Raw genomic sequence first — 22,777 nt, forward strand, 5'->3', positions numbered from 1 at the left:
GATGGTCGGCGGCTGGAGTCTGCGCCGCCGGGTCATGACCATGCTCGTCGTCGTGGGCCTGCTGCTGATCGGCCTGGCCGGCGCGGAGGCGGCGGTGGCCGCCCGCAACCGCACCCAGATCGACGCGATCCTGAACAAGACCGCCCCGCTGCGGGTGCAGTCGCAGGAACTGCTCAACGCGCTGCTCGACCAGGAGACCGCAGTCCGCGGGTACGCGGTGAGCGGTGACCCGGCCGACCTGGGCCCGTACCAGGAAGGGCTCGACCAGGAGCGGGACACCATCGCCTCGATGCGGACGCTGCTCGACGACTACCCGCAGATCGGGCAGGAGCTGCGGGTGGTCGAGGAGCGTACCGAGCGGTGGCGGCAGTCGGTGGCGGAGCCGGTGATCACCGCCACCGAGGAGCGGGGCACCAGCGCCGGCCAGGCGTTGGTCACCGACGAGGCCCGGCAGCAGTTCGACGAGTTGCGGTCCGCGGTCGGCGATCTCCAGGAGGAGATCCTGACCGCCCGGGAGCAGTCCGCCGGAGACGTGCGCCGCAGCAGCAACCTGCTGGTCGTGCTGTTGATCGTCGCCGCGCTGGTGGTGGTCATCGCCGGCTCGATTCTGCTGCTGTCCCTGGACCGGATGGTGATCCGGCCGTTGATCGGGCTCGCCAGCCAGGTCCGGGAGGTCGCCGAGGGCGACTACCAGCACCGCATCGCCGCCGTCGGCCCGCCGGAGTTCATCCAGCTCAGCAGGGACGTGGACGCGATGCGCCAGAAGATCGCCTCCGACCTGGCCGAGGTGCGGGAGGCCCGCGAGCGCATCGAGTGGGTCAACAGCCAGCTCCAGAAGCAGGCCGAGGAGTTGACCCGGTCCAACCGCGACCTGGAGCAGTTCGCGTACGTGGCCTCGCACGACCTTCAGGAGCCGCTGCGAAAGGTCGCCAGCTTCTGCCAACTGCTCCAGCGCCGCTACTCGGGGCAACTCGACGAGCGGGCCGACCAGTACATCGCCTTCGCGGTGGACGGCGCGCAGCGGATGCAGCGCCTGATCAACGACCTGCTCGCGTTCTCCCGGATCGGCCGGCTCACCACCGGCTTCGTCGACGTCGACCTGAACAAGGTGATGGGTGACGTGGCCGGTCAGACCGAGGCTGCCCGGCAGTACGCCGACGCCGAGCTGACCTGGACCGAGATGCCGGTGATCCGGGGTGAGGAGCCGCTGCTCACCAACCTGCTGGCGAACCTGGTCAGCAACTCGATCAAGTTCCGCCGTCCGGACGTGCCGCCGAAGGTGCACATCTCGGCTCGCCTCGTCGACGGCGAGTGGGAGGTCAGCTGCCAGGACAACGGCATCGGTATCGAGCCGGAGTTCGCCGACAAGATCTTCGTGATCTTCCAGCGGCTGCACTCGAAGGACGCGTACCCGGGCACCGGCATCGGGTTGGCGATCGTCAAGAAGATCGTGGAATATCACGGTGGCCGGGTGTGGGTGGACACCGATGTGCCGGAGGGGACGGCGATCCGGTTCACCCTGCCGGCGCGGCCCGAGGACGTGGAGGCGGCCGTTGCCGCCGACCCGGCGGACCAGCCGGAGGCGATCGCCGCGGCGGAGACGACCCCCTCGGACGAGTCGCCGGCCGCCCCGCCGGAGCAGTCCGCCGGGCCGGACCGGCCGGACCGGGCCGACGGGTCTCCGGAAAGCGGTAGAACGGGTGACATGAGGGAGACGGTGGGATGACCGCGCCGGCGGACGGCAAGAGCCCGATCGAGGTCCTGCTCGTGGAGGACGATCCGGGTGACGTGTTGATGACCCAGGAGGCGTTCGAGGAGCACAAGCTGCGCAACCGGCTGACCGTCGTCTCCGACGGCGCCGAGGCGCTCGCCTACCTGCGGCAGGAGGGTCAGTACGCCGACGCGGTGGCGCCCGACCTGATCCTGCTCGACCTCAACCTGCCCCGCCGGGACGGCCGGGAGGTGCTCGAAGAGATCAAGAAGGACGAGGAGCTGCGCCGGATCCCGGTGGTCGTGCTCACCACCTCGCAGGCCGACGAGGACATCCTGCGCAGCTACCAGCTGCACGCCAACGCCTACGTGACCAAGCCGGTGGATTTCGAACGCTTCATCTCCGTGGTCCGCCAGATCGACGAGTTCTTCGTCAGCGTGGTCAAGTTGCCGCCGCGTGGCTGACACCCTGCTCGACGACGTCGGAGACCTGCTCCTGGAGGCCGCCGACCAGGTCGTGCTGCCGCTGTTCCGCAAACTTGACGAGTCTGACGTGTCGGAGAAGGCGCCCGGTGAGATCGTCACCGTCGCCGACCGCCGGGCCGAGGAACTGCTCTCGGCCGGCCTGCGCCAGCTGCGGCCGGGCTCGAAGGTCGTCGGCGAGGAGGGCGTCGCCGACGACCCGGGGTTGCTGCGGCACCTGCGCGACGGCGGGGACGTGTGGCTGGTCGACCCGGTCGACGGCACCGCCAACTTCGCCGCCGGTCGGCGCCCGTTCGCCCTGATGGTGTCGTTGCTGACCGACGGCCGTCCGACCGCCGGCTGGATCCTCGATCCGCTGGCCGAGACGCTGGCCGCCGGCCGGGCCGAGGACGGCACCCTGCTCAACGGTCGGCCGGTGGGCACCGCCGCATCGGTGCCACAAGTGGGCGACCTGCGGGGCGCGGCGATGACCCGGTTCCTGCCGCCGGAGACCCGGGACCGGGTCCGCGCCGGCGGCCGGCGGCTCGGTGAGCTGCTGCCCGGCCAGCACTGCGCCGGCCGGGAGTATCTGGACATCCTCACCGGTGAGCAGCAGTTCGCCCTCTTCTGGCGCACCCTGCCGTGGGACCATGCCCCGGGCACCCTGCTGGTCCGCGCGGCCGGTGGCGTCGCCCGCCGGTTCGACGGCGTCGACTACCACCCCGCCGACGACGGCCGGGGTCTGCTCGTCGCGGCGAACGAGCAGGTCTGGGCCGAGGTCCACGAAGCCCTTCTCGGCTCCTGATCCGCGCACTGCGCGACGGCGTTGGGACGCTCCGTCGACATCGGTGCGGCCCGGAGTTCCGGGGGCTGGTCACCGGCCTACAGTCCGGTATCGTGACCGACGGTCTCCGCCAGCAGGCCGCCGACCGGCGCCGGCGGGGACGCCGCCGCACAGTGGTTCACCGGGGGCCGGCGGTCGACGGAAGGACGCTTTGGTGCCCAGGACCAGGCTCAGCCCGCGGCTCGGTCGCCGCGCCCTGCTCGCTATGCTCGCCGCCGTCGCGCTGGTGCTCGGCGGCACCGCCGTGCCCGCGTACGCGGAGCCCGACGAGGGCGGCAGTAAGAAGCTGCGGGACGCGTTGGAGTCGACCGCCAAGGGGCACATCGAGGCCAAGGCGAAACTGGACAACTCCAAGCGCCGGCAGACGGCGCTCACCGGTGAGCTGACGACGATCGAGGCTCGGCTGGTCGGGCTCACCGCCCAGGTTGGCGAGGTGGCCGCGCAGTCGTACCGTGTCGGCCGGCTGACCCCGGCGTCGATGCTGCTCAACACCGCCACGCCGCAGGCGTTCCTGGAACGCGCGAGCGACCTCGACCTGATGGCCCAGCGGGACAGCAAGCGGCTGCGTGATCTCGTTGACGCCCGGCAGCAGGCGCAGCAGGCCAAGGTCGCCATCGACACCGAGGTCCGCGAGCAGCAGAAACAGCTCGCCGTGATGGCGAAGAAGAAGAAGGAGGCCGAGGCGGCGCTCGCCGAGGTCAGCTCGGGCAGCAGCAACGGTTTCAGCGGCGGCAGCTCCGCCTCGGCGAAGCCGGCGCCCCGCAACTCCGACGGATCCTGGCCGTCGGAGTCCTGCTCGGTGAAGGACCCGACCACCTCCGGCTGCATCACCCCGCGCACCCTCAACGCGCTCAAGCAGACCCAGGCGGCCGGCTACAAGCGGCACGTCTCCTGCAAGCGCAGCGGTGGCGGCGGTGAGCACCCGAAGGGTCGGGCCTGCGACTTCGCGGCAGCCACGAACGGCTTCGAGGATCGCAACGCGACAGGCGGCGACAAGGCGTACGGGGACAGCCTGGCCGCCTGGCACGTGCGCAACGCCGACCGGCTCGGCGTGCTCTACGTGATCTGGTACAGGCAGATCTGGCATCCCGGCACGGGGTGGCGTGCCTACAGTGGCAGCGGCAGTCCCGCCGCGTCCCACACGAACCATGTTCATCTCTCGATGTACTGACCCGGAGCATCAGCTTCGCTGCGTACCATCGCGACGATGAGCTCCCCACCGTCCGACGTAGCGGCCCCGCCGGCCCCCTCGTCCCCGTCCGCGCCGGTCATCGGCCGGGCACTGCCCAACGGCCTGGCCGCGTTCCTCGTCTTCTTCTCCAGCGGCGCCGTGCTGGTGCTGGAAACCGTCGCGCTCCGCCTGGTCGGCCCCTATGTCGGGGTGACCCTCCAGGTGACCAGCTCGGTCATCGGCATCGCGCTGGCCGCGATCGCGTACGGGGCGTGGTCCGGTGGTTGGCTGGCCGACCGGCGCAACCCACGTGGTCTGCTGGCGCCGGCGCTGGTGCTGGCCGGCATCGCCACTGCGGTCACCCTGCCCGTCGTCCGCTACGCCGGTGAGGTGCTGCGCGGCGGCGCGGCCAGCGGCATCCTGATCCTGGTGGCGCTCGCCGTGTTCGTGCCGGCGGCGCTGCTGGCCGCGGTCACCCCGCTGGTCGTGAAGCTCCAGCTCGCCGACCTGCGCCGCACCGGCCAGGTGGTCGGCCGGCTGTCCGGCATCGGCACCCTGGGCGGCATCACCGCCACCCTGCTCACCGGCTTCGTGCTGGTCGCCGCACTGCGCAGCACGGTCATCCTGCTGGCACTGGCGATCGCGCTCGGGCTGGTCGGCCTCGGCCTCGGCTGGTACCTGCGCCGGCAGGAGCCCACCGAGCTGCCCGGCCCGGCCCGCACCCGGGCCGCGCTGGCCGTGCTCGGCCTGATCGGGGCGGGGCTGAGCACCGTCGCGCCGAACCCGTGCGACATCGAGACGGCGTACCACTGCGCCCGGGTGACCGCGGACCCGGACCGGCCCAGCGGACGGACGCTGCTGCTCAACTCGGCCCAGCACTCGTACGTGGACCTGGCCGACCCGAAACACCTGCAGTACGCGTACACGAAGTGGATCGGCGCGGTCGCCGACGTGGTCGCGCCGGCCGGGCAGCGGCTGGACGCGCTGCACCTGGGCGGCGGCGGGTTCACCGTGCCGACCTACCTGACCGCCACCCGGCCGGGCACCGAGAACGTCGTCTTCGAGATCGACGGCGGGCTCGTCGAGCTGGGCGAGCGGGAACTGGGCGTACGCCCGGGGCCGGACCTGCGGGCGGTGGTGGGTGACGCCCGGATGCTGGTGGCCGGCGAGCCGTCGGACAGCCGGGACCTGGTCGTCGGCGACGCGTTCGGGCACCTCGTGGTGCCCTGGCACCTGGCCACCCGGGAGATGGCCGCCGAGGTCCGGCGGGTGGCCCGCCCCGGCGGGGTGTACGTGCAGAACGTCATCGACTACCCGCCGCTGCGGTTCATCCGCGCCGAACTGGCCACGGTCGCCGCCGAGTTCACGCACGTCGCGTTGATCGCCCCACCGGAGGCGCTCGCCGAGGAGCGGGGCAGCAATTTCCTCATCGTCGGCTCCGACGCGCCGCTGCCGCTGGCCGCCGTCCGCGCCCGGCTGGACCAGGTTGACCCGACAGTCAGCCTGCTCTCCGGCGCGGAGCTGACGAACTTCGTCGGCGATGCGATCGTGCTGACCGACGACTACGCCCCGGTGGACCAACTGCTGGCGACCGCCTGAACGAGTGAACTTCGTGACCGATTCCGATCCTTCAGGTGTAGTCCGGGTGCGTACGGGCAACAACGGCCACCATGGGTGGTGGGGATCGGAACGGTGCGCAACTCCTCGATGAGCGGTACCGGCTGGTCGAGCAGCTCGGCGCGGGCGGCATGTCGGTGGTCTGGCGCGGCTACGACGAGGTGCTCGGCCGCCAGGTCGCGGTGAAGGTGCTGGCCTCCCGGCTGGCCAGCGACCGGGCCTTCCGGCACCGGATCCGGATCGAGGCGCAGGCCGCCGCGCGGCTCTGCCACCCGAACATCACCAACGTGTACGACTACGGCGAGTCCCAGCAGGTCGGGCTGACCGTGCCGTACGTGGTGATGGAGCTGGTCGACGGCGGTTCGCTGGCCGCTCGGCTGGGCCGGGAGGGGCAGCTGCCGTGGCGCGAGGCGGTGACCATCGGTGCCGAGGTCAGCTCGGCGCTGGCCACCGCGCACAGCCGTGGCGTCGTGCACCGCGACGTCACACCGGGCAACGTCATGCTCACCCCTACCGGCGTCAAGGTGGTCGACTTCGGCATCTCCGCGCTGGTGGGGGAGAGCGAGAAGGGGCCGGACGGCACACTGCTGGGCACGCCCGCCTACCTGGCGCCGGAGCGGCTGGACAACGGCCAGGTCTCCCCGGCCACCGACGTGTACGCCGTGGGGCTGCTGCTCTACCGGATGCTCACGGGCCGGCTGCCGTGGGAGGCCAACACCACCACGCAGATGCTGCGGGCGCACATGTACAGCGACCCGGATCCGATGCCGACGGTGCCGGGGCTGCCCGACGAGGTGACCGACCTGGTGCGCCGCTGCCTCGCCAAGCAGCCCGGCGACCGGCCTGCCACCGGCGAGCTGGCCCGGACCCTGGCCGAGGCGGCCGGAATGTTGGCGGCCCTGCCGGTGTCGCCGGCCGGCCCACTGGATCCGGCCGCGCTGGCCAGCGCGGGCACCACGATCCTGCCCTGGTCGGCGGAGACGGACGCGCTGCCGCTGTCGCGTACCCGCAACCGGGGCCGGCAGGTGAGCCGGCGCCGGCGGGTGGAGGCCGGGGTGGCCGCCGTCGGGCTGATCGCGGTCACCGGGGCGATGTGGGGGCTCACCTCGCGCAGCCCGGCCAACGGGCAGGAGCGGCCCACGACCCAAGCTCGCATGGGCCTGCCGGAGGCCGCGCCGTGCGAGGTGGCGTACGCGCTGCGCACGGACTCCGGCAAGGACTTCACCGCCGAGCTGACCCTGACCAACACCGGCGACCGCGACCTGCGCGACTGGACGATGAAATTCACCTTCCCGGGCCAGCAGACGGTGACGAAGGCGGAGCCGACCACGGTGGACCAGCAGGGGAGCACGGTCCTGATCCGGCCCGTGGCCCAGCGCGCCACCCTGGCGCCGGGTGCGGCCGAGAAGCTCACCCTGACGGGGAAGTACAGCGGGGCGAACCCGCTGCCGGTGGAGTTCCGGCTCGGCGACGCGACCTGCGGGGTACGCGTCTCCGGGGTGGCCGGCAGTGCACCGTCCACCGCCCCGCCGAGCAAGACGTCGCCGCCCAAGGCGAAGACTCCGGCGAAGGCCGCGACGAAGACCGCACCCAAGGCGCCGCCGAAGGCCGCGCCGAAGCCCGAGAAGCCCGGCAAGGGGAAGGGGCCGGGTGGTGGCCCGGGAAAAGCGGAAAAGTGACAAAGGGTGAACGGAAGGGGCCGGGCGGCGGGAAGAAGTGAGCAGCCTCAGCGGAGCCCCGCGAACCGCTGCACCTGGTCGATCCCGCCCTCCACGACGAGCACCCCGTCCCGGGGGAGAGCGGTGCTGTCCGACGCGTACTGGAAGCGCTCGCCCGGCATCTTGGCGCCGATCACCCGTACGCCGTAGCGGTCGTTCGGGCGCAGGTCGAGCAGGGTGCGACCGACCAGGGACTCCGGCACCCGGACGGCGGCGATCGCGAAGTCGTCGTCGAGTTCGACGAAGTCGAGCAGCCGGCTGACGATCAGGTGCGCCACCCGCTCGCCGGTCTCCGCCTCCGGAAAGATCACATGATGCGCGCCCACCGATGACAGGATCTTCGCGTGCTTCTGTGAGGTGGCCCGCGCCCAGACCTGTGGCACGCCCAGCTCGACCAGCGCCAGCACGGTGAGCACGCTGGCCTCCATCGACGCCCCGATGGCCACCACGGCCCGTCCGAAGCCGGCGACGCCGAGTTGCCCCAGCGCCCCCTGCTCGGTCGCGTCGGCCTGGACCACCCGGTCGAGCTGCGCCGACCAGCGCTGCACCAGCTCCGGGCTCCGGTCGATGGCCAGCACCTCGTGGTTCATCCGGGTCAGCGACCCGGCCAGGTGGGAGCCGAACCGACCCAGCCCGATCACCACGACGCCGCCGTCGTCCGCACGCCTAGCCGACACCTCGTTCCCTCCTCATCGCTAGCCGACAACGGGTTGCTCCTGGGGGTAGCGGTAGAGCCGATGCCGGGTGTTCAGGGCGATCGCCGAGCCGAGGGTGAGCGGCCCGACCCGACCGATGAACATCAGCACGGTCAGAGCCAGTTGGCCGCTGGCCGGCAGCGTGCCGGCCAGCCCGACGGTCAGACCGGTGGTGCTGAACGCGGACGTGATCTCGAACAGGGCCGAGACGAAGGGGACGCCCTCGGTGAGCAGCAGCAGCGCCATCGTCCCGGCCGTGACCAGCGCGACGCTGAGCAGTGCCACGGTGATGGCCTGCCGCTGACTGGCGGTGGCCACCCGGCGGTGCCCGACCGTCACGTCGGGCTCGCCGCGCAGCTCCGCCCAGATGGTGAACCCGAGCAGGAAGAAGGTGGAGACCTTGATCCCGCCGGCCGTGCTGGCGCTGCCACCACCGATGAACATCAACACGATCAGCAGCGGGTAGCTCTCCTCCTGCAACGCGCTGATGTCCAGCACGCTGAAACCGCCGGTGCGGCTCAGCGCGATCTGGGTGAACGACGCGAGCGCCTTGCCCCCGGCGTCGTACGAGCCGATCGTTTCGGCGTTTGTCCACTCGGCGGCGAGCAGACCGGCGAAGCCGAGCAGCAGCAGCACGGCACTGCCCCAGATGGTCAGCTTGGTCGCCACCGCCCAGCGGGCCGGCTGACGCCACTCGCGGACCGCCTCGAACAGGGCCGGGAACCCGAGCCCGCCGACGATCGCGCCGAACGCCAGCGGCAGCGACACCCACGGGTCGCGGCTGAAGGCCAGCAGGCCGTCGGAGTAGAGCGCGAAGCCCCCGTTGTTGAACGCCTGGACGGCATGGAAGACGCCCGACCAGAGGGCACGCCCGGGTGAGTAGTCGTAGGCCAGCCAGAGCCGGCCGGCCACCACCGCGGTCATCACTGCCTCGCAGGCGAAGACGGTCACCGCGATCCGGCGCAGCAACCGGCCCACGTCACCGATGCCGAACTCCGCCGTCTCGGCCTGCACCAGCAGCCGGTTGCGCAGCCCGAGCTGGCGGGAGACCACCAGGATGACAAGCGCCGCTGCGGTGAGGATGCCGAGACCGCCGAGCTGGGTGAGCAGTGTGATCACCAGCAGTCCCCAGCCGGACCAGTAGTTGGGGGTGTCGGTGACCGCCATGCCGGTGACCGACACCGCCGACGTTGCGGTGAACAGCGCGGTGACCAGGGGCGGTCGCTGGTGGTCGACGGTCGCCCAGCGCGCCGTCAGCAGCCCGGTGCCGAGCAGGATCGGCACCAGGAAGGCGAACGGCACCAGCCGCACGGGGTTGCGGAAGAACCGGCGCACCAGACAATCTTCCTTTTCCGCACCCCGTCGAGAGCAGGAACGCTCATTCCGGTGTCCGCCGGGCCGGCGACATGTCCGCGGGCGGGTTCAAGATCGCGCTCGATCCTGGAAACAGCGGTGTCGGGGTGCGCCCGAGGCCACTACATCCACGATCGAGCACGCGATGGCGGAACGCGACACGGCATTCGCGCCAGCATGGAGGTGGCGGCCATCGCGGCCCCCTGCGGCACGGTGCCCAGCGCCCGTGTTGTCAGGGCCGGCCACCCCCCTCCTGTTACTTGTGTGTTTCCGCCACATAGCTCGTGGGTGACGTCACTTCTAGCGTGAGCCGTCACGAAGAAGTTCTCTCCCTCCGAGTCCTCATGTGGAGTCGCAATGACGGTCCGGACGACGCGGCGGGTGTTCCTCTCCGCCGCCACGATGATGGCCGCGGCGCTCGCCGCCACGGCCTGTGGCAGCCCGCAGGACACCGCCACCGGCGGCGGCGACAGTGCCGCGCCGGTCAAGGTCGGCCTGGTGTACTCCCAGTCGGGTGCGCTGGCCAGCTACGGAAAGCAGTACATCGAAGGGTTCAAGGCGGGGCTCGACTTCGCCACCCAGGGCACCGGCAAGGTCGGTGACCGCACGATCGAGGTGACCGAGGTCGACGACGCGGGTGATCCCGCCAAGGCGGTGTCCGCCGCGAAGGACCTGATCGGCAAGGGCACGAAGATCATCGCCGGTTCCACCGCCTCCGGCGTGGCGCTCCAGGTCGCCCCGATCGCGGCGCAGAACAAGGTCCTGTTCATCTCCGGGCCGGCCGCCACCGACGCGGTGACCGGCGCCAACAAGTACACCTTCCGCTCCGGCCGGCAGTCCTACCAGGACGTGGTGACCGCCAAGTCGTTCATCGGCGACCCCACCGGCAAGAAGGTCGTGGTCTTCGCCCAGGACGGCGCGTTCGGCGACGCCAACGAGGCGGCCGTCAAGGCGGTCATCGGCGGCGCGGGCGCCACCGTCAGCAGCGTCCGGGCGCCGGCCAGTGCCACCGAGTTCACGCCGTTCGCCAGCCAGATCAAGACCGCGAAGCCGGACCTGCTCTTCGTCGCCTGGGCCGGCACGACCGCCCCGGCCATGTGGCAGACCCTCGACCAGCAGGGCGTGCTCTCGTCCACGACGGTCGTCACCGGCCTCGACATCCGGGCCTCCTGGCCGACGTTCGGCGCGGCCGGCGCGAAGATCTCCTTCCTGTCGCACTACTTCGACGGTGCCAGCGACACCGAGGCGAGCAAGGCGCTGAAGGCCAAGGTCGGCACCGTCGACCTGTTCCACCCGGACGGCTTCGCCGCCGCCCAGATGGTGGTCCGCGCCGTGCAGGAGGGCGGGGACGACGCCGACAAGATGGTGACCGCTCTGGAGGGCTGGAGCTTCGACGGGGTCAAGGGCAAGATGACCATCCGGGCGGCGGACCACGCACTGCTCCAGCCGATGTACCAGGCCAAGCTGACCGGCAGCGGCACCGCCTTCACGGCCACCGCGCAGAAGAGCCTCACCGGTGACGAGTCGGCACCGCCGGCCGTGGCCATGAAGGGCTGACCCATGCTCGCCACCCGCGGTCTGACCTGGCGGATCGGTGAGGTCGCCATCGTCGACAGCGTCTACCTCGACCTGGCGCCCGGGGAGTTCCTGGGCGTGATCGGGCCGAACGGCGCCGGCAAGACCTCACTGTTCAACCTGATCACTGGCCTGCGCCGGGCCACGGAGGGCCGGATCACCCTGGACGGGCAGGACATCGGGGCGCTCCCGCCGCACCGGCGGGCGCGCCTCGGCCTGGGCCGTACCTTCCAGGCGTCCTCGGTCTTCGGTTCGCTCAGCGTGCGGGAGAACGTCCGGCTCGCCGTGCAGGCGCACCGCGGGGGCTCGATGGCACTGTGGCGGCGGGCGGCGGCCGACCGGGAGGTGGCCGCCGCCGCCGACGCGGCGCTCGACCGGGTCGGCCTCGCCCACCGGGGTACGGCGCTCGCCGGCACCCTGGCCCACGGCGAGAAACGCAAGCTGGAGATCGCCCTGCTGCTCGCCGGTGAACCACGGGTGATGCTGCTGGACGAGCCGATGGCCGGTGTCAGTGCCGAGGACGTCCCCGAGCTGGTCGCGGTGATCAAGTCGTTGACCGGGGACAGCGGCCGGGCGGTGTTGATGGTCGAACACCACATGGACGTCATCCTGGAGTTGGCTGACCGGATCGCCGTCATGCACCACGGCGCGCTGCTGGCCTGCGACACCCCGGAGACGGTGATGGCCAACCCCACGGTCCAAGAGGCGTATCTCGGGGAGTCGCTGTGAGTGAACCCATCCTCAGTGTGGAGGACCTGTCGGTCCGGATCTCCGGGCTGCACATCCTCCAGGGGCTGTCCTTCACGGTCGCCCCGACCGGCGTGACAGTCCTGCTCGGCCGCAACGGCGTCGGCAAGACCACCACGCTGCGCGCGATAGTCGGCCTCACCCCGCCCGCCGGGGAGGTGCGCGGCGTCATCCGGATGGGCGCGCAGAGCCTGCTGTCCCGCCCCACCCACCGGCTGGTCCGCGGTGGGCTGGGCTACGTGCCCGAGGACCGGTGCGTGTTCGCCGGGCTCACCGTCGCCGAGAACCTGCGGCTCGCCGAGCGGCGCGGCACCAGCCCGGCGTACGACAAGGTTTTCGCGCTCTTTCCGGAGCTGGACCGGCGCGGACGGCAACGGGCCGGTTCGCTCTCCGGCGGGCAGCAGCAGATGCTCGCGATCGGTCGGGTGCTGCTCAACGACAACCGGCTGCTGCTGGTCGACGAGCCGACCAAGGGGTTGGCGCCGAAGGTGGTGACCGAGGTGGCCGAGGTCCTGGAACGGGTCGCGGAGTCGGTGCCGGTGCTGCTCGTGGAGCAGAACCTGGCAGTGGTACGCCGGCTGGCCCGCGACGCGGTCGTGTTGGCCGCCGGCAAGGTGGCCTGGACCGGCGACGCCCGTGAGTTGCTGCTCGAGACGGCGCTGACGAAGTCGCTGCTCGGGGTGGGCACCGGCGAGGCGCACCGCCCGACCGGGCCGGACCGGGCCCCGGTGGCCGGGAAGGACGCACGCTGATGGGGACCGTGATCCTGTTGGCGTTGACCGGGCTCGGCCTGGCGGCGCTGTACTTCCTGGTCGCCTCCGGGTTGTCCCTGGTCTTCGGCCTGGCCGACGTGCTCAACTTCGCGCACGGGCTGTTCCTCGGTGTGGGCGCGTACGGCACCTGGTGGGCGGCGGGCAATCTGCCGGGTGCCGGTGGCGACGGGTTCGGCTTCGTGCTCGCGGTCGCCTTCGGGGTGGCCGCCGGCACGCTGGTGGCGATCCTGGTCGAGTTGGTGCTGATCCGCCCGCTCTACTCCCGCACCATCGAACAGGTGCTGGTCACCGTCGGCCTGTCGCTGGCCGGGGTGGCGCTGTTGCAGGCCACCTGGGGCGCGGACGCCCGGCCGTTCCCCCGTCCGGACTGGACCCGGGAGGTGACCGGGATCCTCGGCGCGCAGGTGCCCAACGGCGGCCTGCTGCTGATCATCGCGGCGGTGCTGGTGCTCGGCGCGATCCTGGCGTTCCTGCGCTGGACCCGGTACGGCCTGGTGATCCGGGCCGGTGTGGAGAACCGGGAGATGGTGACCGCGCTGGGCATCGACGTCCGCAAGGCGTTCACCCTGGTCTTCGCGATCGGTGGGGCGGCTGCCGCGCTCGCCGGTGCGTTGGGCGGGGTCTACTTCGGCACGGTCTCGCCCGGGCAGGGCGGCTCGTTGCTGATCTTCGCGTTCATCGTGGTGGTGATCGGCGGGATGGGCTCGGTGGTCGGCTCCGCGTACGCGGCGGTCGTCGTCGGGCTGGTGCAGCAGTTCGTCAACTACTACGGCACGTCCGGGCTGGGCGACATCTGTGTGGTCGGTCTGCTGGCCGTGGTGCTGCTGCTGCGCCCGCAGGGCATCGCCGGAAAGGTGGCAACGGCATGACGCTCCTCGACGTAACCCCGGCACCGGCACCCACCGCGCCGAAACCAAGCCGTGTGCACCGGGTCCGCCCGTTCCTGCCGCTGGTCGCGCTGGTCGTGCTGGCGATCCTGCCGTACTCGACGATCTCCCTTCCGGGGATCTTCGAGGGGCCGGTCAACTCACCCGGCACCCTGCAGATCCTCGCCATCTGCCTGATCTTCGGTGGGCTGGCCGCCGGGTACGACCTGCTCTTCGGCCGGACCGGGATGCTCTCCTTCGGGCACGCGCTCTATTTCGCCGCCGGTGTGTACGGCACCGACATCCTCATCACCCGGGCCGGCCTGCCGCTGTGGCAGGCGGCGCTGCTGACCGTCACCGGCGGCACCATCCTCGCCGCGCTGCTCGGCGCGGTGGCGCTGCGTACCGTCGGCATCGCGTTCGCCATGGTGACGCTGGCCTTCGCCCAGGTCGGGGCGATCCTGGTGGCGCGGGACTTCGGCGGGCTCACCGGCGGCGAGGAGGGCCTGCCACTGGACGTGTCCGGGCTGCCCGCCGGGCTGGTGGGAGTGACCAACACGGTCAACCTGTACTGGCTGGCGCTCGCGTACCTGACCCTGGCGGTCTTCGTGGTGCACAGGGTGAGCGGTTCACCCACCGGCAGGGTGCTCGCCGGGCTGCGTGACGACGAGCGGCGGATCGGGGTGCTCGGGCTGGACCCGTACCGCTACAAGCTGGTGGCGTTCACCCTGGCCGGCGGGTTGGCGTCGGCGGGCGGGGTGGTCTACGTCCTGATCGTCGGCGGCGCGTCGCCGCACATCACGTCCTCCGAGCTGACCCTGTCGCTGCTGGTCATGGTGGTGCTCGGCGGGCCGGGCACCAGGTGGGGGCCGGTGCTCGGCGGCGTCCTCTACATGTACCTGGACCACCGGCTCACCGCGTTCGGCACGAGCGACGCGGTGGACAACCTGCCGGCCTTCCTCAGCCGCCCGCTGAGCCAGCCGCTGTTCGTCCTCGGCACGGTCTTCATCCTGGCGGTCTACTTCTTCCCCGGCGGCCTGACAAGCCTGACCCCCCGCCTAACCCACCTAACCCGCGCCCTCCGCCAAACCCCCCGCCCCTAGGCCCCCCACCCCAACCCCGTTGATCATGAAGTTATAGCCGCGACACGCCGACGTCGACGGCGATAACTTCATGATCGATGGGGTTTTCGGGCAATGGGGAGGGCGGGCGATGGGCGGGCGGCTTGCGGTTGTCAGTGGGGGCGGGACGGGGATTGGCGCGGCTGTTGCGGGGGCGCTCGCGGGGGATGGGTACGACGTTCTGATCGTCGGGCGGCGAGCGGACGTGTTGACGGATACCGCTGCGCGGATCTCCGTCGACTGTGGTCGTACCGACGCCGTTTCCGCTGTCACCGCCGATCTGACCGACCCGGACCAACTCGGTCGGGTTCTCGCGGCGATCAGCGACCGACCGGTCGACGTGGTGGTCAACAACGCCGGCGGCTACCTCGCCGGGGACACCGGCACGCTCGCCGGAACCGCCGCGTACTGGAGGGCCAACCTGGACGCCAACGTCCTCACCGCCGTGCTGCTCACCGAGGCGCTGCGGCCGGCCCTTCGTCGACCCGGTGGCCGGGTGATCCTGGTCAGCTCGATCTCCGCCCAGCGTGGCGGTGGTGGGCCGTACTCGGCGGCGAAGGCGGCACTGCACGGCTGGGCGTACGACCTGGCGGCGCAGCTCGGCCCGGAGCAGATCACGGTCAACGTCGTGAGCCCCGGGTACGTCGCCGAGACCGAGTTCTTCGGTGATCGGATGACCGCCGAGGGGCACGCGAAGCGGGTGGCGGCGACGCTGGTCGGGCGGGCCGGAGTGCCGGACGATGTCGCGGAGGCCGTTCGCTACCTGGCGAGTCCGGCTGCCGGATACGTCACCGGGCAGGTCCTCGGCGTCAACGGGGGCTCGGTCCTCGGCCGCTGAGCCCGCCAGACACGACGCAGGGACGGCGGCCCCCCGTGTGGCCGCCGCCCTCCTGTGTCGTGGGTCAGCCGTTCAACAACTCGTACGCCAGGGCCGGTGCCTTGGTGGTGGCGGCGCCGGTCGGCACGCTGATCTTCGGCGCGCTGCCGTAGTCGGTGTAGTTGACGACGTAGTCGTACGCCTTCGCCTTGCCGGCGGCCGGGATCTTCAGCGTCAGCGAGGCCAGGTGCTTGTCCGCGCCGACCACGGCGGTGAACGGCACCTTCCTGGCCGCCTCGCCGAGCGCCGCCGCCGCATCGTCCTCCAGCGCCTTCGCCGCCTCTCCGCCGCTCACGTCGATGAACCCGACGTACCGTCCCGGGCTCTGCTCCTCCACCGACGTGGCCGCCTGGATGAGCGGGCCGGCGTTGCCCTGGTCCGCGCCGTCGTAGGTGGGGATGGAGGCGGCGTCGGTCAGCTTCGCGGGGTCCAACTTCATCCACTTGTCCGGGAGCTTCGGCAGGCCCGGACGGCCGGTGAACTTCGCCTTCATCCAGGTCTCGTCCCCGATCACGAGGAACGACATCTTCACGGCGATACCGTCGGAGTCCGGCGGCAGCGTGGTGTTGAGTTCGAACGCCTTCGACTCGTGGTCGATCAAACCGGTGAGCGTGCTGGACGCGTCCTTGCCGCTGAACCGGAACGTCCCTTCGGTGCCGTCGGGGACGGCCTCCAGGAGCGCCTCCTTGGGGCTGGCACTCGGGCTGGCGGCCGGGGTGTCCTGCGGCGCCGCTGCGGGCTCGCTCTTCGCCCCGCAACCCGCGAGCAGGGTGGTCGTGGCCAGCACGGCGGCGACCGTGCCGAACGTCCGTCGGATGGTGCCGGCGGTGCCCGTTGCCTGTGTCATCACACTTCTCTTTCTCGATGCGTGGCTTCTGCCGGCGCCGATGCTGCCCGCCGGCACGGCGGCCCGGCTGCCGATATGCTGCCGTCCGGCTGCCGGGCACTGCCGTCTGGTGCTCACGGGGGTGTCAGGAGCGGAAACTCGCATGTCAGGAACGCTGCGTTTCGAGATCCTCGGGCCTCAGCGGGCCTGGTACGCCGACCGGGAGATCGACCTCGGCCCCGGCAAGCAGCGTGCGGTGCTGGCCGTGCTGCTGCTCTCCGCCGGCCGGCCGGTGCCCACGGGGCAGATCGTCGAGGCGGTCTGGCCGGACGATCCACCCGCGAACGGCCCCAACGTGGTGCAGAAGTACGTCGCCGGGTTGCGCAGGGTGCTGGAGCCGGACCGGTCACCGCGTACGCCGGGGCAGGTGCTCAGCCTGACCGACGCCGGGTACCTGCTGCGGGTCGGCCCGGAGGCGCTCGATGCCGTCCGCTTCGAGCGGGGCATCCACCGGGCCCGGCAGTGGCGCGCCGAGGGGCGTGCCGTCGAGGCGCTGAGCGAGTTGGCCGCAGCGCTGGAGCTGTGGCAGGGGGAGCCGTTCGTCGGGTTCACCGGCCCGACCTTCGAAGCCGCCCGGCAGCGGCTGGTGGAGTTGCGGGCCGTGGCGCTGGAGACCCGGGCCGAGCTGACGCTGGACCTCGGCCGGCACCACGAGATGATCGGGGAACTGCGGGAGTTGGTGGCCGAATTCCCCGTCCGGGAACGGCTGCGGCGCCAGCTCATGCTCGCTCTTTACCGCAGCGGCCGGCAGGCGGAGGCGCTCGCCGCCTACCGGGAGTTCGGCGGCCTGCTCCGGGACGAGTACGGCATCGAGCCGGGCGAGGCCCTCCAGGACCTGCACCGGCGCATTCTCCGCTCCGATCCGACGCTCACGGCACCGGCGAAGTCGTCGGACGATCGGCAGCCGCCCTCGGAACCGCCGACGTCGCCTGCCCCGTCGGCCAGCGGGTTCGCCCCCTCCGCGGCGGGGCCGGTGTGGCCGCACACCGTGTTGGCGCAGTTTCCGAACGCTGTCGCCTGGGGAGCGCCGACCGGGTCGGGCCACATCCCGAGCGGCGTCACCTATCCGCCGCCGGCCCTGCTCCCGCCGCCGGTGGCCAACGGTCGGCCTCCGAGGCCGCAGTCGCCGCGCTGGGCGAGCAGGATCGCCACCCTCGCCGGTACGGTGCTCGTCCTGCTCTCCTTCGGTTGCCTGACCTGGCTGGTGATCCTGGCCTACGCGGTCTGGCGGCGTAGCTGGCGCCTCGCCGTCGCCGGCATCGGCTACCTGGTGATTCTCGTGATCGAGGTGGCCCTGCTCGACATCGAGCACCCGGACGCCGAGGTGCCCGACCTGGAGGCGGTGACGTTCCTCGGGCTGGCCGTCGTCACCTGGATCTTCGGCGCGGTGCATGTGATCCTGCTCAGCCGAGGGCTGTGGGCGGCGATCACCGGCAGCCTGGGCGGCAGCGCGAAGCAGCGCGCCGAGGAGGAGCGGCGCATCCGTCGTGAGCACGCCCGCTACCTGCTCTACCACCACCCGGCGGCCCGCGGTGAGCTGCGCCTCGGACGGCCCGACATTCCCCGGGCCTTCGACGACGGCGGCCTGGTCGACGTCAACGCGGTTCCGGAGCAGGTGCTCACCGGCCTGCCCGGCCTGACGCCCGAGCAGTGCCGGCAGATCGTGGTGGACCGGTGGCTGCGCGGCCCGTACACCTCGATGGAAGAACTCGCCGCGCGTTGCCTGCTGCCGCCCACGGCCACCGAACCCCTGCGCGACCTGCTGCTCTTCCTTCCCCCGGCCGTGCTGGCCGACGAGGCGCGAGCGACCGGATCGTGACCGCCACTTCCCGTGCGGGCCGGGGTTCTGACGCACGGCGCTGGTAGAAATGCCGGATGGGCGACGAGCGGGCGGCGGTACGGGAACGGGCCGAGGCGGTGCTGCGCCGGCTGGCCGGTGAGCACGCCCGGCTGCGTGAGGACCAGTGGCGGGCCATCGAGGCGCTGGTCGTCGACCGGCGGCGGGTGCTCTGCGTGCAGCGCACCGGTTGGGGCAAGTCGGCGGTCTACTTCGTGGCCACCGCGCTGCTGCGCGACAGCGAGCACGGCGGCGAGCACGGCCCGACCGTCATCGTGTCGCCGCTGCTGGCGCTGATGCGTAACCAGGTGGAGGCGGCCGCGCGGGCCGGCATCCGCGCTCGCACGATCAACTCGGCGAACCTCGACGAGTGGGACGCCATCACCGCCGAGATCCAGACCGGCGCGGTGGACGTGCTGTTGATCAGCCCCGAGCGGCTCAACAATCCGGACTTCCGCGACGGCGTGTTGCCGAAGCTGGCCGCGACCACCGGGCTGCTGGTGGTCGACGAGGCGCACTGCGTCTCCGACTGGGGGCATGACTTCCGGCCGGACTACCGGCGGCTGCGCACGTTCCTCGCCGAGCTGCCGGAGCGCACCCCGGTGCTGGCCACCACCGCCACCGCGAACTCCCGGGTCACCCAGGACGTGGCCGAGCAGCTGGGCGACGCCCTCGTCCTGCGCGGCACCCTGGACCGCGAGTCGCTGCGCCTCGGTGTCCTCGACCTGCCCACCCCGGCGCACCGGCTGGCGTGGCTCGCCGACCACCTGGACGAGCTGCCCGGCTCGGGCATCGTCTACACGCTGACCGTGGCGGCAGCGGGGGAGACGACCGAGTTCCTGCGGTCCCGGGGCTACCCGGTGGCCTCGTACACCGGGCAGGCCGACGACGCCGACCGGCGGGCCGCCGAGCAGGACCTGCTCGACAACAAGATCAAGGCGTTGGTGGCCACCAGCGCGCTGGGCATGGGCTTCGACAAGCCCGACCTGGGCTTCGTCGTCCACCTCGGCGCGCCGCCGTCCCCGATCGCGTACTACCAGCAGGTCGGCCGCGCCGGCCGCGCCGTCGAGCACGCCGAGGTGCTGCTGCTGCCCGGCGTCGAGGACGCCGCGATCTGGCGCTACTTCGCCTCGCTGGCGTTCCCACCCGAGCAGCAGGTCCGGGCCGTGCTGGCCGCCCTGCACACCGACCGCCCGCTCTCCACCCAGGCCCTCGAACCCCTGGTCGACCTGCGCCGAGCCCGGTTGGAGCTGATGCTCAAGGTGCTCGACGTGGACGGCGCGGTCCGCCGGGTGCGCGGTGGCTGGCTCGCCACCGGCGAGCCCTGGGTCTACGACGAGGCCCGGTTGCGCCGCGTCGCCGAGGCGCGCACCGTCGAGCAACAGGCCATGCGGGAGTACGCGTCGACGCCCGACTGCCGGATGCGGTATCTACGGGAGCGCCTCGACGACACCGGGGCGACCGACTGCGGCCGGTGCGACAGGTGCGCCGACCCGCTGTTCTCCGCAGACGTGTCGACGGCCGCGCTCACCGCCGCGCAGGCGTTCCTGGGCCGCCCCGGCGTGGAGATCGCGCCGAAGAAGCTCTGGCCGACCGGTTTGGAGGCGGTGGGCGTACCCCTGAAGGGCCGGATCGCCCCGGCGGAGCAGGCACTGCCGGGCCGCGCGGTCGGGCGTCTCTCCGACCTGGGCTGGGGTGGCCGGCTGCGCGAGCTGGTCGGCCCGGAGGCGCCCGACGCGCCGGTGCCCGACGACGTGGCCGGCGCCGTGGTGGAGGTGCTCAAGGCGTGGGCGCACGGCGACGACCCGTGGCCGCGCCGTCCGGTGGCGGTGGTCGCGGTCGGATCCCGGCGACGGCCCCAACTGGTCGGCTCGCTGGCCGAGCGGATCGCCGCCGTGGGTCGGCTGCCGCTGCTCGGCGAGGTCGCCTCGGCTGCTCCGGGCGGCCCCGGTGGGCCGCGCGGCAACAGCGCCCAGCGGGTACGCGCGCTGCACGACACCTTCACCGTGCCGGCCGACCTGGCCGACGCGCTGGCCGGGCTGGACGGCCCGGTGCTGCTCGTCGACGACCTCGTCGACTCGGGCTGGACGATGACGCTGGTGGGCCGGGCACTGCGCCGGGTCGGCGCGCCGGGCGTGCTGCCCCTCGCCCTCGCGGTGGCCGGCTGAACGGGTCGCAGCCCTATCCTGGAAAAGTTCCCGGGGCGGGCGGATTGCGACGGTCGCCACGCCGTCGCGGCGTCGACCGGGGCTGGCCAGCAGCGGCGGTACCGTGGGCGACATGACCGATCCGCACTCCGTCACCCGCTCGTACGCCGTCACCGGCATGACGGGCAGCGTGTTGGACGACGGCGGTGCCTGACTCGATCTCCGCCGCGCCGGACCGGAGCACGATCCGGCTGGCGCTGGTGGTCGGCGGTCTGGTGCTCGCCGTGCTGCTCGGCTTCGGCCTCGGTCGCCTGAACACCAACAGCCCCGTCGCCACCGGCGGAATGTCATCGACCGCCGACCACACCCACCCGCCGGGCACCGGCATCCACGATCACGGTGCCGTGACGGGCAGCGACCAGGGCGCGGGCACCGAGCCCGCCGGCCTGTCGATCAGCTCGGCCGGGTACACGTTCGCGCCGCTGGCCAGCGAGTTCCCGGCCGGCCAGCAGGGGCGGCTGCGCTTCCAGGTGCGGGATGCGCAGGGCCGAGCGGTCACCCGCTTCGCCGTGGTGCACGACAAGCCGATGCACCTCATCGTGGTCCGCCGGGATCTCACCGGCTACCAGCACCTGCACCCGACCATGGCGCCCGACGGCACCTGGTCGGTGCCGTTGACCCTCGCCCAGCCCGGCGTCTGGCGGGCGTACGCCGATTTCACCGTGGTCGCGGACAACGGTGGCCAGGCTGCGGTGACCCTCGGCGTGGATCTGGTCGCGCCCGGCGGCTACCAGCCGCGTCCGCTGCCGGAGCCGGCCACCTCGACGACGGTGGACGGGTTCACCGTCGGCTACCAGGGCAGCCCGCAGGTCGGGGCGACGGTGCCGGTCACCTTCCGGATCGAGGGTGCGGGCGGCGTCGCGGCGCTGGAGCGCTACCTCGGGGCGTACGGGCACCTGGTGGCGCTGCGTGAGGGTGACCTCGGCTATCTGCACGTGCACCCGGAAACGGAACTCGTGGACGGGCAGGTGAAGTTCTGGCTGACCACCCCCGGGCCCGGCCGCTACCGCCTCTACCTCGACTTCCAGGTAGCCAACAAAGTCCACACAGCAGAGTTCACCCTCACAGTCCCCTGACCCCCAGGCCTTCCCGGGCCCCCCGCCGCGTCGATCATGAAGTTAGCGACGCGACTCGCCGACACCGCCGCCGCTAACTTCATGATCGACGCGGTGAGGGTGGGTGAGGCGGGGTGGGGTGGGGGGGGTTAGCCGGCGCGGCGGATGGGGCGGCGGGCTAGGTAGCGGAGCAGGTCGCGGATGTGGTGCTTCTCCTCGGCCGGGACGGTGGGGTCGGCCAGCCGGTCCAGGATGGCGCGGACGTCCGCCTCGACCGGGCCGTCGTCGGTGCGTCGTCGGGGCACCGGCCCGGCGTCGGGGAGCCCGAGCGCCCGGAACGCGGCTGCCACCGGCAGATCCAGTGCGGCGCAGAAGCCGCGCACCTTGGCCAGCTCGGGGTAATCCTGCCAGTCGCCGGCCAGCCAACGGAACACGGTCGATCGGCCCACGCCCGTGTGCGAGGCGAGGTCGGTCACGGTCCAGCCGCGCTCGTCGCGGGCGTCATCGATAGCGCGACGGACGAAGCGGGCGAAGGCCATCTGCGGTGTGACGTCTGCGGATCCCATCCGTGTGTGTTTGTTCCCTCCCGGCTGGGCACTGGGATGGTGCCTCACGAGAGTAATACGCCCGCGGCCGGAAACCACTGACTGACCGCACAAACTGTCCCATGGGTGAGACTCTGTCGCCCCGCCGTACTGATGCCAGCACCGAGCGATCATCGTCGTTCTCCACTAGGCTCGGGGCCCGTCCCGGCAGGGCGCTTGTTCGCCTGTCGCCTCCGATCGGACCACCGCCCGAGGAGCACCATGGCTGAACCGAGCCGCCCGCAGCCGTACCAACCCGGTGCGGTGAGTCTCTTCTTCGTCGCCAAGGCCGGCGTCTTCGCCGCCGGGTTCTGGATCTGGTTGCTGCTGCTGGTGCTCCGCACCGACGCGGCGACCGGTGCACACGTGCTGGCCGCCACCGGCGCCATCACCACGACGCTTGTCGCAGTGGTGCTGGGCGCTCGGATGGCGTTGCAGCACAACGCCGCCATCCGGCACGCCGAGATGAAGAAGCTGCTCGTCGACATCTCGTGGAACGCCTTCGCTGCGGCTGGCAATGCCGAGAGCGCGGGCAAGGTGGTGCCCTTCCCGACCATCCCGGCCGAGAACGACCGGGCCAGCCAGCGGTCCGGGGACCGAATGTCGGTCTTCGATCGTGGCCCCGGCGGTCGCAGCAGCAACGGCGACCGGCGACGCTGAGCCGTCGTGCGCGGGACCT

Annotated in this window: 20 protein-coding genes; 16 read left to right on the plus strand and 4 right to left on the minus strand. The window is 71.9% G+C overall.

The window, feature by feature from the left end; all coding sequences use genetic code 11:
* Position 1 precedes the first annotated feature (1 nt).
* From ABZ808_RS24140 to ABZ808_RS24165, 6 genes are all read left to right on the plus strand, one after another.
* Complete coding sequence (locus ABZ808_RS24140; RefSeq protein WP_357010736.1) at positions 2-1,726, plus strand: ATP-binding protein; 1,725 nt, start codon at positions 2-4, stop codon at positions 1,724-1,726.
* Positions 1,723-2,175: a response regulator gene (locus ABZ808_RS24145; RefSeq protein WP_278141818.1), complete on the plus strand. Its 453-nt coding sequence runs from the start codon at positions 1,723-1,725 to the stop codon at positions 2,173-2,175. The genes ABZ808_RS24140 and ABZ808_RS24145 overlap by 4 nt, the downstream gene beginning before the upstream one ends.
* On the plus strand, positions 2,168-2,977 hold the full coding sequence (locus ABZ808_RS24150; RefSeq protein WP_357010545.1) for an inositol monophosphatase: 810 nt from the start codon (positions 2,168-2,170) through the stop codon (positions 2,975-2,977). Before ABZ808_RS24145 ends, ABZ808_RS24150 begins: the two co-directional genes overlap by 8 nt.
* Before the next feature lie 244 nt (positions 2,978-3,221).
* Complete coding sequence (locus tag ABZ808_RS24155; protein ID WP_357010738.1) at positions 3,222-4,187, plus strand: hypothetical protein; 966 nt, start codon at positions 3,222-3,224, stop codon at positions 4,185-4,187.
* Positions 4,188-4,223: 36 nt separating this feature from the next.
* Positions 4,224-5,786 (plus strand): fused MFS/spermidine synthase, encoded by a 1,563-nt coding sequence (locus ABZ808_RS24160; protein WP_357010547.1) that lies wholly within the window; start codon positions 4,224-4,226, stop codon positions 5,784-5,786.
* A 71-nt stretch (positions 5,787-5,857) separates the two neighbouring features.
* Positions 5,858-7,483: a serine/threonine-protein kinase gene (locus ABZ808_RS24165; RefSeq protein WP_357010549.1), complete on the plus strand. Its 1,626-nt coding sequence runs from the start codon at positions 5,858-5,860 to the stop codon at positions 7,481-7,483.
* Positions 7,484-7,530: 47 nt separating this feature from the next.
* Here ABZ808_RS24165 and ABZ808_RS24170 read toward each other — a convergent pair whose 3' ends face one another.
* Both ABZ808_RS24170 and ABZ808_RS24175 read right to left on the minus strand, forming a co-directional pair.
* Positions 7,531-8,199, minus strand: coding sequence for a TrkA family potassium uptake protein (locus tag ABZ808_RS24170; protein WP_357010551.1), 669 nt, complete (start codon positions 8,197-8,199; stop codon positions 7,531-7,533).
* A gap of 18 nt (positions 8,200-8,217) precedes the next feature.
* A complete protein-coding gene (locus ABZ808_RS24175; RefSeq protein ID WP_357010554.1) occupies positions 8,218-9,552 on the minus strand; it encodes a potassium transporter TrkG in 1,335 nt (444 codons plus the stop codon).
* Positions 9,553-9,927: 375 nt separating this feature from the next.
* Between ABZ808_RS24175 and ABZ808_RS24180 the strand changes: the two genes are divergently transcribed.
* The 6 genes from ABZ808_RS24180 (at position 9,928) to ABZ808_RS24205 (ending at position 15,490) form a co-directional block, all read left to right on the plus strand.
* The gene (locus ABZ808_RS24180) at positions 9,928-11,127 is read left to right on the plus strand and encodes a substrate-binding domain-containing protein (RefSeq protein ID WP_357010557.1); all 1,200 of its coding nucleotides are present in this window, start codon (positions 9,928-9,930) and stop codon (positions 11,125-11,127) included.
* 3 nt (positions 11,128-11,130) lie between these two features.
* Positions 11,131-11,874, plus strand: coding sequence for an ABC transporter ATP-binding protein (locus ABZ808_RS24185; protein WP_355027708.1), 744 nt, complete (start codon positions 11,131-11,133; stop codon positions 11,872-11,874).
* Positions 11,871-12,644 (plus strand): ABC transporter ATP-binding protein, encoded by a 774-nt coding sequence (locus tag ABZ808_RS24190; protein WP_357010560.1) that lies wholly within the window; start codon positions 11,871-11,873, stop codon positions 12,642-12,644. The genes ABZ808_RS24185 and ABZ808_RS24190 overlap by 4 nt, the downstream gene beginning before the upstream one ends.
* The gene (locus ABZ808_RS24195; protein ID WP_357010563.1) at positions 12,644-13,534 is read left to right on the plus strand and encodes a branched-chain amino acid ABC transporter permease; all 891 of its coding nucleotides are present in this window, start codon (positions 12,644-12,646) and stop codon (positions 13,532-13,534) included. Before ABZ808_RS24190 ends, ABZ808_RS24195 begins: the two co-directional genes overlap by 1 nt.
* A complete protein-coding gene (locus ABZ808_RS24200) occupies positions 13,531-14,634 on the plus strand; it encodes a branched-chain amino acid ABC transporter permease (protein ID WP_357010566.1) in 1,104 nt (367 codons plus the stop codon). The genes ABZ808_RS24195 and ABZ808_RS24200 overlap by 4 nt, the downstream gene beginning before the upstream one ends.
* Positions 14,635-14,743: 109 nt before the next feature.
* Entirely contained in the window at positions 14,744-15,490 is a 747-nt protein-coding gene (locus ABZ808_RS24205; protein ID WP_357010568.1) for an SDR family oxidoreductase, read from the plus strand.
* Positions 15,491-15,554: 64 nt separating this feature from the next.
* On the opposite strand, the gene ABZ808_RS24210 is transcribed toward ABZ808_RS24205, so the two are convergent.
* Entirely contained in the window at positions 15,555-16,376 is an 822-nt protein-coding gene (locus ABZ808_RS24210; protein WP_357010571.1) for a hypothetical protein, read from the minus strand.
* Between the two features lie 142 nt (positions 16,377-16,518).
* On the opposite strand from ABZ808_RS24210, the gene ABZ808_RS24215 reads away from it, so the two are divergent.
* The 3 genes from ABZ808_RS24215 (at position 16,519) to ABZ808_RS24225 (ending at position 21,535) form a co-directional block, all read left to right on the plus strand.
* A complete protein-coding gene (locus tag ABZ808_RS24215; protein ID WP_357010573.1) occupies positions 16,519-18,234 on the plus strand; it encodes a BTAD domain-containing putative transcriptional regulator in 1,716 nt (571 codons plus the stop codon).
* Between the two features lie 56 nt (positions 18,235-18,290).
* The gene (locus ABZ808_RS24220) at positions 18,291-20,420 is read left to right on the plus strand and encodes a DEAD/DEAH box helicase (RefSeq protein WP_357010576.1); all 2,130 of its coding nucleotides are present in this window, start codon (positions 18,291-18,293) and stop codon (positions 20,418-20,420) included.
* A gap of 185 nt (positions 20,421-20,605) precedes the next feature.
* The gene (locus ABZ808_RS24225; protein ID WP_357010579.1) at positions 20,606-21,535 is read left to right on the plus strand and encodes a hypothetical protein; all 930 of its coding nucleotides are present in this window, start codon (positions 20,606-20,608) and stop codon (positions 21,533-21,535) included.
* A gap of 128 nt (positions 21,536-21,663) precedes the next feature.
* Here ABZ808_RS24225 and ABZ808_RS24230 read toward each other — a convergent pair whose 3' ends face one another.
* A complete protein-coding gene (locus ABZ808_RS24230; protein WP_357010582.1) occupies positions 21,664-22,080 on the minus strand; it encodes a helix-turn-helix transcriptional regulator in 417 nt (138 codons plus the stop codon).
* A 240-nt stretch (positions 22,081-22,320) separates the two neighbouring features.
* Between ABZ808_RS24230 and ABZ808_RS24235 the strand changes: the two genes are divergently transcribed.
* Entirely contained in the window at positions 22,321-22,758 is a 438-nt protein-coding gene (locus ABZ808_RS24235) for a hypothetical protein (protein ID WP_357010585.1), read from the plus strand.
* The last annotated feature ends 19 nt before the right edge of the window (positions 22,759-22,777 follow it).

Source organism: Micromonospora sp. NPDC047527, assembly GCF_040643015.1.
Lineage (GTDB): Bacteria > Actinomycetota > Actinomycetes > Mycobacteriales > Micromonosporaceae > Micromonospora.